This is a genomic window from Nocardia carnea (assembly GCF_029868325.1).
GTDB classification, from domain to species: domain Bacteria; phylum Actinomycetota; class Actinomycetes; order Mycobacteriales; family Mycobacteriaceae; genus Nocardia; species Nocardia carnea_C.
Map to the genome: position 1 here is coordinate 19,260 of NZ_JARWNW010000312.1, position 16,278 is coordinate 35,537.

Consider the following 16,278-nt stretch of genomic DNA (forward strand, 5'->3'; position numbering starts at 1 on the left):
GCTGGAGACAGGCAAGCGAAGGATGATTCCCGTGTGGGTCCGCGGCGGCGCACGGCCGGGCGCCGGACCGCGAAGTATTCCTGTCCGGACCGCGAAGTGCCCGTCCGGGCAGGGGTGTCTGGTGCGCACGGGGTCCACTGCAGTTGCGGATCCAGCGCCACCTCTGGCCCCCGAAGACGGGCAGCGATGCGGGCGAAGGCGAAGAGATCGGCATCAGTACCGGAAGGCCTCGCGCTGCTCTCGGTCGCCTCGCCGGCCCACGGAGACCCGTATCGCCGGGTCGGTGCGGATTATCGTACGGGCCGGGTGAAGGTGTCCGGTGTGGACTGTGCGGGCGCGTCTACTCGCAGCTCTCCCGGCGATTCCGGGACAGCAGGAACAGGATCACCAACGCTGCCGCACCCAACGCGAGCAGGAGTTGGCGGTTGGCGGACAAGCCGGCGGCCGCCATCAGATCGATGGGCTCGGCGGCAGGTCGCGCGGCGACAGGGGTGGGCCCGCCCGATCGGGGCGAGGCTGCCGACCCGGCAGAAGCGGACCCGGTGCCGGGGGCACGTGTGGATCCGGTGGCCCCGCCGGCCTCGGCCCCGCCGGCCTCGGCGCCGGCGGCCTGGGTGGGCGCAGCGCCGGCCTGCCCGGTGGCGTCGGTGGGGGTGGAGTTGCTTGCCACCTCGACTACCTCGTCGGTGCCCTCGCCCGCCGACGAGGTGATCTCCGCGGCGAGGTTGTCGGCGAACGTGCCGATCAGCGTGCCTGCCACATCGGCCAGGGCGCCCCGGCCGAACTGGGCCGGTTTACCGGTGATCGCCAGATCGGTATCGACGAAAACATCGGTGACCCCGTCCGATTCGACCAGCCGGCAGGTGATCACCGCTTTCGCGGTGCCGTTACCGCGGGTTTCGCGGCCGCCACCCTCCAGGACCGCGATTTTGGCGTCCGCGTCCTGGGACAGGATCTTGATGACGCCGTTGTAGGTGAGTCCCACCGGCCCGAGTTTCACCTTGATCTTGCCGTGGAAATCGTCGCCGTCCCGGGAGGTGAGGGTGGCACCCGGAACACAGGGCGCGAGCCGCTCGAGGTCGAGCAGAACGGGCCAGGCGTCGTCGGCGGGAACGGGGATCCGGAAAGTGTTCTCGAGTTTCATACGCGGTCCTTGGCTTCGGTGGGCCGGTTCAGGCCTGCGGGGTCGCGGGGGTTTCGGCGTCGATCGTGGTGGCGGCGTCCCGGACGGCCCGGATGATGCCCTGGTAGCCGGTGCACCGGCAGATGTTGCCGGATAGTGCCTCGCGGATCTCCTCGTCGTCGGGGTCGGGGTTCTCCGCGAGGAAGGCGGTGGCGGAGACGACGAATCCGGGTGTGCAGAAACCGCATTGCAGGCCGTGGTGGTCGCGGAACGCCTGCTGCACCGGGGAGAGCCGGCCGTCCGGTTCGGCCAGGCCTTCGACCGTGGTCACTTCGGCGCCGTCGGCCTGGACCGCGAAAACCAGGCAGGCGCGGACTGCCGCCCCGTCGAGCAGGACCGAACAAGCGCCGCAGACACCGTGCTCGCAGCCGAGGTGGGTTCCGGTGAGTCCGCAGGTTTCGCGCAGGTAGTCGGCCAGGGTGCGCCGGGGCGGGATCCGGTCCCGGCGCCGGGTCCCGTTGACCACGACCGAGATCTCGATATCAGTCATTGCTCGCCTCCTCTACCGCGCGGGTCCAGGCCCGCGCGACCATGACCGCCCCGATCCGGCGCCGGTAGCCGGCAGATCCGTGGATATCGGCGGGTACAGCGTTCAGTGCCGCGGTGGCCGACCGCCCGACCTCCGCCGGATCGATCTCGGCCGCGGGTCGCCCGAGTACCTCGGATTCGGTGGCGGTGGCCCGCAACGGGGTCGGGGCCAGGCCGAACAGTCCCACCGCGACCTGCTCGATCCGCGAGTCCGCATCCAGCCGGACCGCGATCGCCGCGCCGGCCATGGCGAAATCGCCGGCTCGCCGGGCGAATTCCTCGATCGCGAAGCCGGTGCGTCCCCGCCACACCGGGAAGGTGATCCCGGTGAGCAGTTCGTCGGGTTCCATGGCGGTGCTCCACATTCCGGTGAAGTAGTCCGCCGCCGCGATATCGCGGGTGCCGCGCGGGGACAGGGTGTGCATCCGCGCGTCGAGTGTCGATGCCACCACCGGATATTCGCCGGCGGCGTCGGCGTGGGCGATCGCACCGCCGAGGGTGCCGCGATTGCGGATCTGGAAGTGGCCGATCAGCGGGGTCGCCCGGTGCAGTAGTGGTAGATCGCGGCGGACCTCCGCGGACCGGCCCACCGCGGCGTGTGTGGTGCCGGCGCCGATCCACACCGAATCGTCGCGGGTTTCGATACCCCGGAGTTCGTCCAGGCGGCGCAGGTCGACCAGATGGTCGAAAACAGCGAGCCGCAGCGCCAGCATCGGCACCAGGCTCTGCCCGCCGGCGATGATCTTGGCATCGTCGCCGAGATCCGCCAGCAGGGCCACTGCCTCGGCCGCGGTGGTGGGGGCGTGGTAGTCGAAGGCCGCGGGTTTCATGCTGTCACCTCCGTGTTCCCGTTCGCGCGGGCTTCGTCGATCATGGCCACGATCCGGGCCGGGGAGAGGGGAAGCCGGTCGATCTGCACTCCGAACGGCGCCAGCGCGTCGGCGACGGCATTGAGCACCGCGGGGGTCGAGCCGATGGCGCCACCCTCGCCGACACCTTTGAACCCGCCCGGCCCGGAGCTCGGGGTTTCGACATGGCCGAGCTCGATCACCGGAACCTCGGCCGCGGTGGGCAGCAGATAGTCCAGGAAGGTGGTGGCGACCGGGTTCCCGTCGTCGTCGTAGGCCAGATGTTCGTATAGCGCGCCGCCGATACCCTGCACGGTGCCGCCGTAGATCTGGCCTTCCACCACATTCGGATTGATCATCGGCCCGACATCCTCGCTGACGACGAACCGCAGCAATTTCACCGCCCCGGTGTCGATATCGACCTCACAGGTGCAGACGTGGGTGGCGTTGGCCCAGATCATCATCTGATCGGCGCGGTGCCGCCCGGTGGCCTCGAGCCCGGGGACGACCCCCGCCGGGAGGAGTTCGGTCTGGAAGTAGGCGATCTGTGCGATCTCGGCCAGCGACAGCGATTTCTCGGTTCCCGCGACCCCCGCGCGGCCGTGCGCGAACTCCACATCCTCGACCGCGGCGCCGAGCTGATGTGCCGCGATGGCGATAATTCGTTCGCGCAGTATTGCCGCCGTCTGCGCGATGGCGCCGGCGGCCATGGAACCGGACCGGCTGCCGTTGGTGCCGCCACCCTGCGGCGCCACGGCGGTATCGCCCTGGACGGTCTGCACATCGCCGATATCCACGCCGAGCGCGTCGGCGGTGAGCTGGATCGCGGTGGTCTCCAGGCTGTTACCCGCCGACCCGCCCGAGAGGTAGACGTTCACCTTGCCGGTGGCCGAGATCCGGATGGTCGCACCCTCGGTGCTCAGGAACGGGGTGCTGCCGGTGGTCGGTTCCACATAGGTGCAGGTTCCGACGCCCAGGTAGCGTCCTTCGGTGCGGGCCCGGGCCTGTTCGGCGCGGAAGGCGTCGTAATCGAGGATCTGCAGCGCTTGTTCGAAGGTTTCCAGCGGCGAGGCGTCGGAGTAGGGCATACCGTTCGGGTTGGCGACCGGCATCTCCTTGTGGCTGAGCATATTCCGCCGTCGCAGCTCCACGGGATCGAGGCCGAGCCGGCGGGCAGCGGTATCCAGCAGCAGTTCGCGGGAGACCGATTCGAACTGCCACGGGCCGCGGTAGGCGACCCGGCCCACGGTGTTCGAGTAGTACGAGGCGGTGCTGAATCCGGCTTCCGGTACCCGATACGGGCCGGGGAACAGCATCCCGACGGCGATCGAGGAGGTGAGCGGCGAGGGGATCGGGTAGGCGCCGACGTTCTGCACATGCTCGATGGTGGCGGCCAGGATGCGGCCGTCGTCGTCGAAGGCCATGGCGACCTCGCCGTGTTCGTGGCGGGCGGCCCCGGCGGACATCAGGTTCTCCTGGCGGTCCTCGATCCATTTCACGGCGTGGCGCAGGGTGCGGGCGGCCAGCATCACGCAGGTGTCCTCCCGCTGCGGGGCCACTTTCTGGCCGAATCCGCCACCGGTATCGCGCACGATCACCCGGACCCGGTGCTCGTCGACACCGAGCAGCCGGGAACAGAAGCCGCGTACTTCGTGCGGCGACTGGGTGGAGGTCCAGAGGGTCATCTCCCCGGTGGGCGCGGTCCATTCCGCGACGATGCCGCGCGTTTCCAGCGGGACCGGTGCGTAGGCCTGCTGGTGCACGGTCTGGCGCACCACATGCGGGGCCGCGTCGAAGACCGGGGCGAGATCGGCGGGGGTCCGCCCGGCCAGACCGCCCGCGGAGTTGCCCGGATGTCCGGCGTGGACGAGTTCGGTGGCGGAACCGGCGGTTTCGTAGTCGACCACGGGCTCGAGTGGGTCGTAGTCGACAATCACGAGTTCGGCGGCGTCCTCGGCGATATAGCGGTCGGCGGCCACCACCATGACCACCGGGTCGCCGACGAAACGCACCTCGTCCTCGGCCAGTGGCGGCCGAGACACCTCGGGGAAGCCCGGAGTGTCCAGGGCGTAGGAGATCTCGGTGACCAGCGGGTTGAGTTCGGCGGCCGTGTAGACGGCCACGACACCGTCCAGCGCGGCGGCCTCGGTGGTGTCGATCGCCGTGATCCGGGCCCTGGGCAGCGGGCTGCGCACGAAACAGGCGTGGACCATACCGGGCCGGGTGATGTCGTCGACGAAGGTGCCGGCGCCGGTGAGCAGGCGCAGATCCTCGATCCGCGGAACGCGTGCGCCGACGGCCGTCGTTTTCTCGGTTGTGCTCATGATCGGCTCCGTCGCGTCGGGGTAGGGGGTGTGGCGCTGCGGAACAGCAGCCTGGTTCGACCCATCCGGTGCGTTCCTCCGTTCGCGGGATATCGCGGGCACCGGCGTGCGGACGCCGGGGACCGCTGTGCGGTGCCCGATTCGGCCGGTTCGGCACACCGGTGCTGAGCACCTGTTTAGCATCGGCCTCTCCGCACTGTCAATACAGGATATGCCGGATGTAAGAATTGCAATGTCGATTTAGGAAAGTGCTATTCTCGCATGTGGTCCGAGGTTTCCGGCTACCGCTGCGGCGAGGAGGTGGCGTATGCGCGAGTTGGCCGCGCAGCTTGCCGGGTGGCATGCCGAGGGGGTCGAGTACGCCGTGGCGACGGTGGTGGATATCCGCGGAAGCGCACCACTGCCGCTAGGGGCGAGTATGGCGGTGGACGCCGCCGGTGCGGTCCGGGGAAGTCTGTCCGGTGGATGCGTCGAGGGTGCCGTCTACGACCTGTGCACCACGGTGCTCGCCTCGGGAGTGCCTGCCCGGCAGAGCTTCGGGTACAGCGATTCCGACGCGTTCGCTGTCGGCCTCACCTGCGGCGGTGAGCTCGAGGTGTTCGTCCAGCGGGTCACCGCGGCCGAGCGGCCGGTCCTGGACGCGGCATTGACCGCACCCGGTGCCGCCGCGCTGGTCCGCGATCTCGCCACCGGTGAGATGGTGGCCGTCACCGCGGATTCGGCGATCGGCTCGGCGGGCCGGCCGGCGGATTCGACGGTCGCCCTCGCCCGCGCCATGGTGCTCCAGGGTGCCCGCGGAATTCGGGCGATCGGATGCGGGGCCTCGGCCCGGGAGCTGTTCGTCGAATCCTTTGCCGCACCACCGCGGATGATCGTCTTCGGCGCGAATGTGTTCGCCGGCGCGCTCGCCCGGATGGGGCGGCTGCTGGGATATCACGTCACGATCTGCGACGCCCGGCCGGTTTTCGCCGATCGGGCCGGGTATCCGGATGCCGACGCCGTGGTCACCGAGTGGCCGGACCGCTATCTGCGCACCACCGAGGTGGATCCGCGGACCGTGGTGTGCGTGCTCACCCACGACCCGAAATTCGATATCCCGGTGCTGGTCGAAGCGCTCCGGCTGCCGGTCGCCTATGTGGGCGCGATGGGGTCGCGCCGGGCCGATACCGAGCGCCGCGCCCGGCTGCGCGAGGCCGGTGTCACCGCGGCCGAACTCGCCCGGCTGCATTCCCCGATCGGGCTCGAATTGGGGGGCCGCACCCCGGAGGAGACGGCGGTCGCGATCGGCGCGGAGATCGTCGCGCACCGGCACGGCGGTTCGGCGCGGTCGCTGTCGGCCACCACCAGGCCGATCCATGCGGAGGTTGCGGCGGATCGATCCGCGGATCAGCGGATCAGGTCCTGCGGGGTGTCGGCATCGTCGGGTGAGCCGGTGTCGTCGCACGGGACATACTGAACCAGCTCGCGGTTGGCGGCCAGGAAGGTGCGTGCGCCGATATCGCCGACCGCGGTCGCCGCCACCGCCGGGAAGTATTCCGACCCCAGGAGCACCGGGTGCCCGGAGCGGTCGCCGTATGTCGCCACGGCCAGGCGTGCCCCGCTGCCGAGCAGCCTGCGTACGGCATCGGGCCCCAGCCACGGCATATCGACCGGCACCACCACCGCCGCGCTCTCGTGGACTGCGCGCAAACCCGTCACCAGTGACGACCCCATACCGTCGGCCCAGTCGAGGTTGTGCACCACCGTGGCATTATCGACTCGCAGTGCCACCGCACCCGACACCACGACCACCCGCGTGCAACCACCGTCGCGCAGCAGCCTGACGGCGCGGTCCACCAGCCGTTCGCCCTCGAACAGCACCTCGGCCTTCGGCCGGCCGAACCGGCGGCCGGCACCGGCGGCGAGCACAACCCCCGCGGCTTCCGTTCGCGGGTGGATGCTGCCGCTACTCATGGCGCCGGTGGCCTAGTCTCGCGGCAGATCGATGCCCAGCAGCGCGGCCTGCACCTGGTGCAAGCGGTCGACATCGCCACGGAGACCGGTCACGTTGTCGTGGTAGAGGAATGCCTCACCCAGACGCACCAGGGAGTAGGCGAGCAGCGGGCGTTCCAGTTGCGGTGCGTAGCCGTCCTGTTCCTCGGCGCGGGTGATGAGCTTTTCCACCGCGGTCAGCACACGCGGCTGGACCGGGCCGTCGCTGGAGGTCAGGATGCGCAGCCCGGCCAGGGGTTCGTTCTCGAAATAGCGCCGGAACGGCTCGTTACCGGCCATCCAGCGGTTGACCCGGTCGAGCACCGCCAGGATGCGCCGGGCGCCCGTATCTTTACGCCGGGCGTCCGCACGTTCGATGAGCGATTCGAATTCCCCGGAAAGGACCGCGCCCAGGACGCCGTCGCGAGAGCCGAACCAGCGGTAGATCGAGGCGCGGCTCAATTTGAGCTGGGCCGCGATCGCCTGGACGTCGACCCGTTCTCCCGCCAGAAAGGCCTGCCGGGCCAGGGCGACGACTTCTTCGCGAGTGGCCGAGGCGGGACGGCCGGGGGGTCGGGAAGTGCGGCTGGCTGTGGTCACGCCCGTTACGATACACACAATGTCTCGTGTATCTAAAGGGGGAATTCCGGCGAGCGCCCGAGCTCCGAGTGTAGGGCTCAGGCCACCGGCTGGGTCAGCGGGGATCGGGCGGACCAGCGGCCGCCCTGACGGCCGACCAGGACGGGATGATCGAATGCCTCGGAAATGTTTGCCGTGGTGATGGTTTCGTCGGCCGCACCCGCGGCGACCGTACGCCCCTCGGTGATCAACAGTGCATGAGACGTGCTCGTCGGCAGTTCCTCCAGGTGATGGGTCACCAGGACGGACGCGAGATCGGGCAATGTCCGGTCGAGGGTGTCGATGGTGTGCAGCAGTTGTTCCCGCGCAGCCACATCGAGGCCGGTCGTCGGTTCGTCGAGCAGTAGCAGCCGCGGGGCGGTGATCAATGCACGGGCGATGAGGGTCCGGCCACGTTCGCCCTGGGAGAGCGCAGGCCAGGCACGTTCGGCCTTGGCGGCCATCCCTACCGCGTCGAGCGCATCGGTCGCGGCACCGATTTCCGCTCGATCCGGCGTCCAGCGCATCGGGGTGTCGACCGTACCGGTGAGCCCGGTGAGGACCACTTCGCGCACCGTCAGCGGCGACCGCAGCGGATGACGCGGATTCACATGCCCGATGGAGCGCCGCAGTTTCTGCAGCTCCACCCGCCCCAGTCGTTCCCCGAGGACACGAACCGTGCCGCTGGTGGGATGGGTGAGCGCACCGCAGAAGCCCAGCAATGTGCTCTTACCTGCCCCGTTCGGGCCGAGCAGTGCCCAGTGCTCACCCGCGCGGACGCTCAGCGAAATACCGTCGATGATCGGATTGCCGTCGCGCCGGAAGGTGACGTCGGTCAGCTCCAGAACGGTGGTGCTCACGCGAAAATCTCCTTGATGGTCTGTAGGTGAGCGCGGCTGTACGTGGCCGCGGCCGCGGGATCGCGGGCGGCGATCGCTTCGGCGAGCCGTTCGTGGGCGGCGTGATCCTCGTCCGGGGCCGGCATCGGGCGCAGCTGCAGCATATCGATCATCGCGGCTCTGGAACGGGGGAGGAAGGTGTCGAAGAGCTGGGTCAGGATGTCGTTGTGGGCGGCGACGATCACGGCGCGGTGGAACGCCGTATCGGCATCGACCAGCTCGGCGATCGTGCGGCCCTCGGTGGCTCGTACCGACAGCGCCCGCCGGATGGCCCGCAGATCGGCCGGTGTGCGCCGCCCGGCGGCCAGCGCGGCGGCCTCGGCCTCGATGGCGATCCGGGCCTCGAGAACCGCGGCGATGGTGGCTCGGCGCAGCACGATATCCCAGTCCTCGGGGATATCGAGCGACGTCACGAAGACGCCCGCACCCTGCCGGCTGGCGAGGACGCCTTTGCCGGCGAGGACGCGTACGGCCTCGCGCAGTGTCGAACGGCCCACCCCGAGCTGCGCGGCGAGTGTCGTCTCGCCGGGCAGCTTATGCCCGAGCGGCCATTCGCCGGCGCGGATACGCGCGAGCAGTAGATCGGCCGCCTGCTCGGCCAAGGGGTGGCGTCGCACCTGGGTAACCATCCGAACCTCGCTACTTGTCTGAGGAGTTGTGTACAGTCTGCCATATGTCGCAGCAGCTTCTCCTCGGCCGCCACGGCGGGGCCTGAACGATCGGCCACCCCGCCGTGGGGTCTTGTCGTCGGCCGATCACCGTTTATGTGCGGCCGAACGAACAGGAAGGCTCGGGCGAATCCCGATGACCACGCAGACATACCCGACCATCGACACTCCCGCCGGCGCGATCCCGGAGACCGCGCCGGACTGGTTCCGGCAGCGGCGCTCGCAGATGCCGTCGCACCGGTACCGCGATATCCACGATCGGGTACAGGTTCCCGAACAGGAGCGGCGCTGGCCGAGCGCCCGGATCCGGCAGGCCCCGCTGTGGGTTCCGGTGGATCTGCGCGACGGTAACCAGGCCCTGGCCGAACCGATGGACCCCGACCGCAAACGCCGGTTCTTCACACTCCTCGTCGCCATGGGGTACAAGGAGATCGAGGTCGGCTATCCGTCGGCCTCCCAGGCCGATTTCGATTTCGTGCGGGTACTGGCCGATACCGGTATCGCGCCGCCGGACGTCACCGTGGTGGTCTTCACTCCCGCGCGGCGGGACCTGATCGCCCGCACGGTGGAATCGGTCCGCGGACTCGCCAACGAGGTGGTGATCCACCTGTACACCGCGACGGCGCCGGTCTGGCGGGATACCGTGCTGGGTAAGGACTCCCGCGAAGTTCACGACCTGATACTGGCAGGCGCCCGCGATGTGCTCGAACTCGCCGGCGATCTGCCCCGGGTACGTTTCCAGTTCTCCCCGGAGGTGTTCAACCAGACCGAACCCGGCTACGTCCTGGATATCTGTGACAGCGTCACGGACCTGTGGCAGGCGAGCCCGCAGCGCCCGGTCACCCTGAACCTGCCGGCCACGGTGGAGATCGCGACTCCGAATGTGTACGCCGACCAGATCGAATACATGCATCGCAATCTTGCCCGCCGCGACAGCGTCGTGCTGTCGGTGCATCCGCACAACGACCGCGGAACCGGGGTGGCCTGCGCCGAACTCGCGGTACTGGCCGGTGCGCAACGGGTGGAGGGCTGTGTATTCGGCAACGGTGAACGCACCGGCAATGTCGATATCGCCACGCTGGCCTTGAATCTGCATGCCCAGGGTGTGGATCCGATGATCGATTTCTCCGATATCGACGAGATCCGGCGCACTGTCGAATACTGCACTCGACTGCCGGTCCACCCGCGGCATCCCTATGTCGGGGATCTGGTGCATACGGCCTTCTCCGGTACCCACCAGGATGCCATCAAGAAGGGGTTCGCCGAGCATCGGGAGCGGGCCGCGCGCACGGCTCGCCCCGAACGCGAGATCGAATGGCGGGTGCCGTACCTGCCGATCGATCCGGCCGATATCGGGCGCGGTTACGACGCTGTGGTCCGGGTGAACTCGCAGTCCGGAAAGGGCGGAATCGCCTATCTGCTCGACGTCGAACACGGTTTGGACCTGCCCCGGCGGTTGCAGATCGATTTCGCGCGGCAGGTACAGCAGCATACCGACGGTTCCGGGGCGGAGGTGAGCGCGGCCGAACTGCGTGCGCTGTTCGATGCGATCTATCTGGATACGCCGGAACCGCCGGAGGTCCGGCTGAAGGGCCTGCGCGTGGCCGGTCCCGAGGATTCCCCGGTGATCACCGTGGGGCTCGTGGTCGACGGCCGGCCACACCGGAGTACTCATGAGGAGAACGACCAGGTCTCCGCGGTGGTGTCGGCACTCGGGCAGGCGGGCCGTCCGATCGAGGTGCTGAGCCTGTCCGGGCATCCTGTCGCCGGACACGCGATCGCCTACCTCGAGTATCGGCGGGCAGGCAGGATCGGATGGTCGTGTGCCCGAGCCGATTCGGCGGCCGCGGCCGCGGTGGCGGCGGCGGTCCGGGCGGCCGGGATCGCCGACCCCGGGTGAGCCGGTACGGGATCCGGTCGTCGTGGTGGCGCGGGTAGCCCGGTCGTCCGCGGTCAGTCCCCGGTGCGGCCGTCGATCTGCTCGCGCAGCAGATCCGCGTGACCGTTGTGCCGGGCGTACTCCTCGATGAGGTGCAGGTACACCCAGCGGAGGCTGTACTCGGTACCGGCGGGATGACGGCAGCGGTGGTCGAGCGGGAGTTCGGCCACCGCGGCGTCGGCCAGCTCGGTCTCCCGCCGGTACACGGCGAAATCGGCGGCGGGGTCGGCCGTACCGATATTGTCGAAGTCGCCGTTCGGGTCCGTATCGGCGCAGTAGAGGTACGCGAGCCGCTGTCCGGCCGCGGTAATTCGTAACCAGCCGCGCTCCACCTCGGACATATGGCGCACCAAACCGTGCAACGACAGCGCCGAAGGCGCTACCGCGCATTGTTTCAGCTGCGCGGTACCGAGGCCGGAGCATTTACCGAGCAGGGTCTGCCGGTGGAAGTCCAGCCAGGACTGCAGCATCGGTCGTTCCGGGCCGGTGGGTTCGGTCTCGATCCGGTCGATTGCAGGTGCGATCCAGGTCATCCCACCGAACCTATCGGCACCCGGAGGCACCTGTCGCCCGGTTTTGTCAGAACCAGTTCTCGGCCATATCGACGGTGGTGGTGTCCAGCTCGGCCAGCAGATCCAGCTGGGGTCCGGTGCGGGGGAGTTCGTGGCGGAAGAAATAGCGGGCCGCGTGCCGTTTACCGTCGTAGAAATCGCCGGTGCGGCCGTGGGCGGCGCGCATCTGATCCAGCCAGATCCACGCGACTACGTGGTGGCCGAAGGCCTCCAGATAGACGGAACTGTTGGCCAGTGCGACCTCGATATCCCCGGTGGCGAACAGGCTGCCGGTGACCGCGATCAGGCGGGACCAGGATGTGTCCAGCCGGTCGGCGAGTTCGGCGGGCTCACCGCCGAGTTCCCGGGCGGCCGCGAGGGTGGCCCGGATGCGGCCGTCGAGTTCGTGCAGGCTCGCCCCGCCCTGCTGGGTGACCTTGCGGCCCAGCAGATCCAGGCCCTGGATACCGTGCGTGCCCTCGTGGATGGGGTTGAGGCGGTTATCGCGATAGTGCTGTTCGACGTTGTATTCGCGGGTGTAGCCGTATCCGCCGAGAACCTGGATGGCGAGGTCGTTGGCGGTCAGGCACCACTGCGAGGGCCAGCTCTTGGCGATCGGGGTGAGGATATCCAGCAGCAGTGTGCGGGCGCGGCGTTCCTCGCCGGATTCGGCGGTGTGCTGTTCGTCGATGAGGCGGGCGCAGTACAGCACCAGGGCCAGCCCGCCCTCGGCGTAACTCTTCTGCGCCAGCAGCATCCGTTTCACATCGGCGTGCTCGATGATCGGGCGCTGCGGGGCGGCCGGATCGGCGGCGCCTTTGGTGCGGCCCTGGGGGCGGGTGCGGGCGTAGTCGAGGGATTCGAGATAGCCGGTGTAGCCGAGGGCGGCGGCTACCAGCCCCACCCCGCTGCGCGCCTCGTTCATCATATGGAACATGTATTTCAGGCCCTGGTGCGGTTCGCCCACCAGATAGCCGATCGCGCCCGCGGCCCCCTGCGGTGTCCAGCGGCCCTCGCCGAAGTTGAGGACCGTGTTGACCGTGCCGCGGAAACCCATCTTGTGGTTGAGCCCGGCCAATGCCACATCGTTGCGTTCCCCGAGCGAACCGTCCTCGTGCACCAGGAACCGCGGTACCACGAACAGCGAAATTCCCTTGGTGCCCGCCGGGCCGCCCGGGATCTTCGCCAGCACCAGATGCACGATATTGTCGCCGAGTTCGTGATCGCCGCCCGAGATCCACATCTTGGTGCCGAACAAGCGGTAGGTGCCGTCGTCACCGGGTTCGGCGCGGGTGACGATATCCGCGAGCGAGGACCCGGCCTGTGGTTCCGACAGGCACATCGTGCCGAAGAAACGTCCCTCGAGCATCGGCGGTACGAACCGCCGCACCAGGCCGGGGGCGGCGTGCGCGGCGAGCAGGTTGGCATTGCCGATGGTCAGCAGGGGATAGGCGCTGGTGCCCGGGTTGGCGGCGTGGAACCAGGCGAAACCCGCCTGGGCGACCGCGGCGGGGAGCTGCGCACCGCCCAGTTCGGCGTCCATGCTCGCCCCGACCATCCCGGCCTCGGCGAACGCGGCCAGCGCCTGCCCGACCTCGGGGATGAGGGTGACCTTGTCCCCGTCGAAGGTGGGTTCGCGGGTGTCGTTCAGCTTGTTGTGGGTGGCGAAATATTTGGTGGCCAGCTGCTCGCTCAGGTCGAGGACGGCATCGAAGGTCTCCCTCGAATGCTCGGCATACCGGGGCCGCCGGGTGAGGCTCTCGACATCGAGCCATTCGTAGAGCAGGAACTCCAGGTCACGCCGGGACAGCAGAGTAGACCGCATAACCACCCTTTCGGTACAAGTTGCGGTCAGAGTATCAAATGTGGCCGGGTGGCGTGGTCGCGAACCGGGCCCGCGCCGCTCGCCCGAATCCAGTATCACCCGCACCCACCCGGGCCCGCCCGGGATACTGTCCGTATCAGGCGTCGTCGTCCCTGGAAAGCAATGCCAGGATCGCGTCGGCCATCGCGGCGGGGTCGCCGTCCTCCGGCCGCAGCACCAGTGCTGGGGTCGCGGGCGGTTCATAGGGATCGTCGATACCGGTGAACCCGCGGATTTCCCCGGTCCTGGCCTTGGCGTACAGGCCTTTGGGGTCGCGGGCCTCGCAGATGTCCAGCGGGGTGTCCACGAAGATCTCCAGGAACGGGATACCGGCAGCATTGTGAACCGCCCGGGCCCTTTCGCGGTCGGTTCGGTAGGGGCTGATGAGCGAGACGATGGCGACCGTCCCCGATTCGGCGAACAGCCGCGCGACCTCACCCACGCGGCGGATGTTCTCGGTCCGGTCCGCGGCCGAGAAACCCAGATCGGAATTGAGACCGTGCCGCAGATTGTCGCCGTCGAGCAGAAACGCCGGCCGCCCCGCCGCGACGAGGCGGCGTTCGAGCTCCACCGCCACCGATGATTTCCCGGAACCGGACAGTCCGGTGAGCCAGACCGTGCGGCCGCGGGTGGGCCGTTCCGCACGACCGACCGCGCTCGAATGCCACACCACCCGGGACGCGGGCAGGCTGGGCCCGGTGATCATTCCGGCGCCGACGGTATCGCCGGTGGTGTCGTCGATCAGCAGGAAGCTGCCGGTGGTGCGGTTACGGCGATACGGGTCGAACTGCAGCGCCTGCCGGGTCCGCAGCTGCACGCGACCGATCTGATTGAGTGCCAATGCGTTCGCGTTCTCGTCGCGATGCAGGGTGTTCACATCGAGCCGGTAGTCCAGGGAGCGGATCTCCGCCGCGACGCTGCGGGTGGTGTGCCGCAATGTGTACGAGGCACCGGGGCGCAGTTCGGCGTCCTCGCTGAACCAGCAGACCATGGTGTCCAGATCGCGGCTGGTCTGCGGCCGGTTGGCCGGGCGGCACAGCATATCCCCGCGGCCGATATCGAGCTGATCGGCCAGCGCGACCGTCACCGCCTGCGGCGGGAAGGCCTCGGTGAGCGGGGCGCCGCCCGGTCCCCAGATCCCGGTCACCGTAGTGGACAGCCCCGAGGGCAGGACGGTGATCTCGTCACCCGGTGACCACACACCGCTGGCGATGGTGCCCGCGTATCCGCGGAAATCCGGTGTATGGCTGCGGATCACGTACTGCACCGGCAGCCGGGCGTCGATGAGGTTGCGGTCGGAGGCGATATGCACCTCTTCGAGATGATGCAGCAGCGGGGTGCCCTCGTACCAGTCCATGGTGGCGCTGCGGTGCACGATGTTGTCGCCGTGCAGGGCCGACATCGGGATGAAGGTCAGGTCGGCGATCTCGAGCCGGGACGCGAACCCCGCGAATTCCTCCCGGATCTCGGTGAAGCGCTCGGCCGACCAGTCCACCAGATCCATCTTGTTCACGCACAGCACCAGATGTGGTACACCGAGCAGCGAGGCCAGGAAGGCGTGCCGGCGGGTCTGTTCCACCACGCCGTGCCGGGCATCCACCAGGATCAGCGCCAGATCCGCGGTCGAGGCGCCGGTCACCATGTTCCGGGTGTACTGCACATGTCCCGGAGTGTCGGCGATGATGAACTTGCGGCGCGGGGTGGCGAAATAGCGGTGCGCGACATCGATGGTGATGCCCTGTTCCCGTTCCGCGCGTAACCCGTCGGTGAGCAGTGCCAGGTTCGGATAGTCCTCGCCGCGATCGCGGCTGGTGCGTTCCACCGCGTCGAGCTGATCGGTGAACAAGGTTTTGGAATCGAACAGCAGCCGGCCGATGAGGGTCGATTTCCCGTCGTCGACACTGCCCGCCGTGGCCAGGCGCAGCAGGGAGCCCATCAGAAGTAACCCTCTCGTTTGCGATCTTCCATACCGGCCTCGGAGATCCGGTCGTCGGCGCGGGTGGCGCCGCGTTCGGTGACCCGGGCGGCGGCGACCTCGGCCACCACCTCGGCCGGTGTGGCCGCGGTGGATTCCACGCAGCCGGTGCAGGTGGCATCACCCACGGTGCGGAACCGCACCAGCGCCTCCCGCGGTTCCTCACCGTCGAGCAGGGTCAGGAACCGGGTGTGCGCCAGCAGCATCCCGTCGCGCTGGACCACCGGCCGGCGATGGGCGTAGTACAGCGGCGGCAACTCGATACCTTCGGCCGCGATATAGCTCCAGATATCCAGCTCGGTCCAGTTGGACAGCGGGAAGACCCGGATATGTTCGCCCGGACGGTGTTTGCCGTTGTAGAGATTCCACAGCTCCGGGCGCTGCCGGCGTGGATCCCATTGCCCGTATTCGTCGCGGAAACTGAAGACACGCTCCTTGGCGCGGGCCTTCTCCTCGTCGCGGCGCGCGCCGCCGAATACGGCGTCGAACCGGCCTTCGCGCACACTGCGCAGCAGCGTGGTGGTCTGCAGCCGGTTGCGGCTGCCGCGCGGGCCGGTGTCCTCGGTGACCCGTCCGGCGTCGATATCGTCCTGGACCCGGCCCACGAGCAGGCGTAACCCGTATTTCGTGACGGCTTCGTCGCGGTAGGCGATCACCTCGTCGAAGTTGTGCCCGGTATCGATATGCAGGATCGGGAACGGTACCGGTGCCGGCCAGAACGCCTTGGTGGCCAGGTGCAGCATCACCACCGAATCCTTGCCGCCGGAGAACAGGAGAACGGGACGTTCGAAGGTTGCGGCCACCTCCCGCAGGATGTGGACCGATTCGGCCTCGAGTGCGGCCTGATGCGAGAGCTCGTAGGTGCCCGCTGCCGACTTCGTGTGCTGGCTCACGCCTAAAAACTAGAACA

At 68.6% G+C, this 16,278-nt stretch carries 14 protein-coding genes; 2 read left to right on the top strand and 12 right to left on the bottom strand.

The features are described 5' to 3' along the window. Window positions 1-340 precede the first annotated feature (340 nt). The 4 genes from QH196_RS30725 to QH196_RS30740 are packed head-to-tail and all read right to left on the bottom strand — an operon-like array spanning window position 341 to window position 4,883. Window positions 341-1,144, bottom strand: coding sequence for an SRPBCC family protein (locus tag QH196_RS30725; protein WP_280419352.1), 804 nt, complete (start codon window positions 1,142-1,144; stop codon window positions 341-343). A gap of 28 nt (window positions 1,145-1,172) precedes the next feature. Next, the gene (locus QH196_RS30730) at window positions 1,173-1,673 is read right to left on the bottom strand and encodes a (2Fe-2S)-binding protein (protein WP_280419353.1); all 501 of its coding nucleotides are present in this window, start codon (window positions 1,671-1,673) and stop codon (window positions 1,173-1,175) included. Then, window positions 1,666-2,541 carry an FAD binding domain-containing protein gene (locus QH196_RS30735; RefSeq protein WP_280419354.1) on the bottom strand — a complete coding sequence of 292 codons (876 nt, stop codon included), beginning with the start codon at window positions 2,539-2,541 and terminating at the stop codon, window positions 1,666-1,668. Before QH196_RS30735 ends, QH196_RS30730 begins: the two co-directional genes overlap by 8 nt. Next, the gene (locus QH196_RS30740; protein WP_280419355.1) at window positions 2,538-4,883 is read right to left on the bottom strand and encodes a xanthine dehydrogenase family protein molybdopterin-binding subunit; all 2,346 of its coding nucleotides are present in this window, start codon (window positions 4,881-4,883) and stop codon (window positions 2,538-2,540) included. Before QH196_RS30740 ends, QH196_RS30735 begins: the two co-directional genes overlap by 4 nt. A 307-nt stretch (window positions 4,884-5,190) precedes the next feature. On the opposite strand from QH196_RS30740, the gene QH196_RS30745 reads away from it, so the two are divergent. Next, window positions 5,191-6,339: an XdhC family protein gene (locus QH196_RS30745; protein WP_280419356.1), complete on the top strand. Its 1,149-nt coding sequence runs from the start codon at window positions 5,191-5,193 to the stop codon at window positions 6,337-6,339. Here the strand turns inward: QH196_RS30745 and QH196_RS30750 are convergent. From QH196_RS30750 to QH196_RS30765, 4 genes are all read right to left on the bottom strand, one after another. Continuing rightward, window positions 6,270-6,836 carry a nucleotidyltransferase family protein gene (locus QH196_RS30750; RefSeq protein WP_280419357.1) on the bottom strand — a complete coding sequence of 189 codons (567 nt, stop codon included), beginning with the start codon at window positions 6,834-6,836 and terminating at the stop codon, window positions 6,270-6,272. The genes QH196_RS30745 and QH196_RS30750 overlap by 70 nt on opposite strands. 12 nt (window positions 6,837-6,848) lie before the next feature. Beyond that, a complete protein-coding gene (locus QH196_RS30755; protein ID WP_280419358.1) occupies window positions 6,849-7,454 on the bottom strand; it encodes a QsdR family transcriptional regulator in 606 nt (201 codons plus the stop codon). A gap of 77 nt (window positions 7,455-7,531) precedes the next feature. Beyond that, window positions 7,532-8,332, bottom strand: a complete 801-nt coding sequence (locus QH196_RS30760; RefSeq protein ID WP_280419359.1) for an ABC transporter ATP-binding protein — start codon at window positions 8,330-8,332, stop codon at window positions 7,532-7,534. Then, window positions 8,329-9,000: a FadR/GntR family transcriptional regulator gene (locus QH196_RS30765; protein WP_280419360.1), complete on the bottom strand. Its 672-nt coding sequence runs from the start codon at window positions 8,998-9,000 to the stop codon at window positions 8,329-8,331. The genes QH196_RS30760 and QH196_RS30765 overlap by 4 nt, the downstream gene beginning before the upstream one ends. A 175-nt stretch (window positions 9,001-9,175) precedes the next feature. Between QH196_RS30765 and QH196_RS30770 the strand changes: the two genes are divergently transcribed. Then, entirely contained in the window at window positions 9,176-10,939 is a 1,764-nt protein-coding gene (locus QH196_RS30770) for a 2-isopropylmalate synthase (protein WP_280419361.1), read from the top strand. 53 nt (window positions 10,940-10,992) lie between these two features. On the opposite strand, the gene QH196_RS30775 is transcribed toward QH196_RS30770, so the two are convergent. The 4 genes from QH196_RS30775 to cysD all read right to left on the bottom strand — a co-directional run bounded on the left by QH196_RS30775 (window position 10,993) and on the right by cysD (window position 16,261). Further along, on the bottom strand, window positions 10,993-11,511 hold the full coding sequence (locus tag QH196_RS30775) for a DinB family protein (protein ID WP_280419362.1): 519 nt from the start codon (window positions 11,509-11,511) through the stop codon (window positions 10,993-10,995). Between the two features lie 46 nt (window positions 11,512-11,557). Beyond that, on the bottom strand, window positions 11,558-13,354 hold the full coding sequence (locus QH196_RS30780) for an acyl-CoA dehydrogenase (protein ID WP_280419363.1): 1,797 nt from the start codon (window positions 13,352-13,354) through the stop codon (window positions 11,558-11,560). Between the two features lie 136 nt (window positions 13,355-13,490). Continuing rightward, window positions 13,491-15,329 (bottom strand): adenylyl-sulfate kinase, encoded by a 1,839-nt coding sequence (cysC, locus tag QH196_RS30785; protein ID WP_280419364.1) that lies wholly within the window; start codon window positions 15,327-15,329, stop codon window positions 13,491-13,493. Then, a complete protein-coding gene (gene cysD, locus QH196_RS30790) occupies window positions 15,329-16,261 on the bottom strand; it encodes a sulfate adenylyltransferase subunit CysD (protein ID WP_280419365.1) in 933 nt (310 codons plus the stop codon). The genes cysC and cysD overlap by 1 nt, the downstream gene beginning before the upstream one ends. Window positions 16,262-16,278: the final 17 nt, after the last annotated feature.

Bases quoted from the DNA above. Each gene is read 5' to 3' on its own strand.
- QH196_RS30780 (WP_280419363.1), bottom strand. From the start codon at position 13,354: ATGCGGTCTACTCTGCTGTCCCGGCGTGACCTGGAGTTCCTGCTCTAC.
- QH196_RS30775 (WP_280419362.1), bottom strand. From the start codon at position 11,511: ATGACCTGGATCGCACCTGCAATCGACCGGATCGAGACCGAACCCACC.
- QH196_RS30750 (WP_280419357.1), bottom strand. From the start codon at position 6,836: ATGAGTAGCGGCAGCATCCACCCGCGAACGGAAGCCGCGGGGGTTGTG.
- QH196_RS30730 (WP_280419353.1), bottom strand. From the start codon at position 1,673: ATGACTGATATCGAGATCTCGGTCGTGGTCAACGGGACCCGGCGCCGG.
- cysC (WP_280419364.1), bottom strand. From the start codon at position 15,329: ATGGGCTCCCTGCTGCGCCTGGCCACGGCGGGCAGTGTCGACGACGGG.
- QH196_RS30770 (WP_280419361.1), top strand. From the start codon at position 9,176: ATGACCACGCAGACATACCCGACCATCGACACTCCCGCCGGCGCGATC.
- QH196_RS30725 (WP_280419352.1), bottom strand. From the start codon at position 1,144: ATGAAACTCGAGAACACTTTCCGGATCCCCGTTCCCGCCGACGACGCC.
- QH196_RS30745 (WP_280419356.1), top strand. From the start codon at position 5,191: ATGCGCGAGTTGGCCGCGCAGCTTGCCGGGTGGCATGCCGAGGGGGTC.
- QH196_RS30735 (WP_280419354.1), bottom strand. From the start codon at position 2,541: ATGAAACCCGCGGCCTTCGACTACCACGCCCCCACCACCGCGGCCGAG.
- QH196_RS30765 (WP_280419360.1), bottom strand. From the start codon at position 9,000: ATGGTTACCCAGGTGCGACGCCACCCCTTGGCCGAGCAGGCGGCCGAT.
- QH196_RS30740 (WP_280419355.1), bottom strand. From the start codon at position 4,883: ATGAGCACAACCGAGAAAACGACGGCCGTCGGCGCACGCGTTCCGCGG.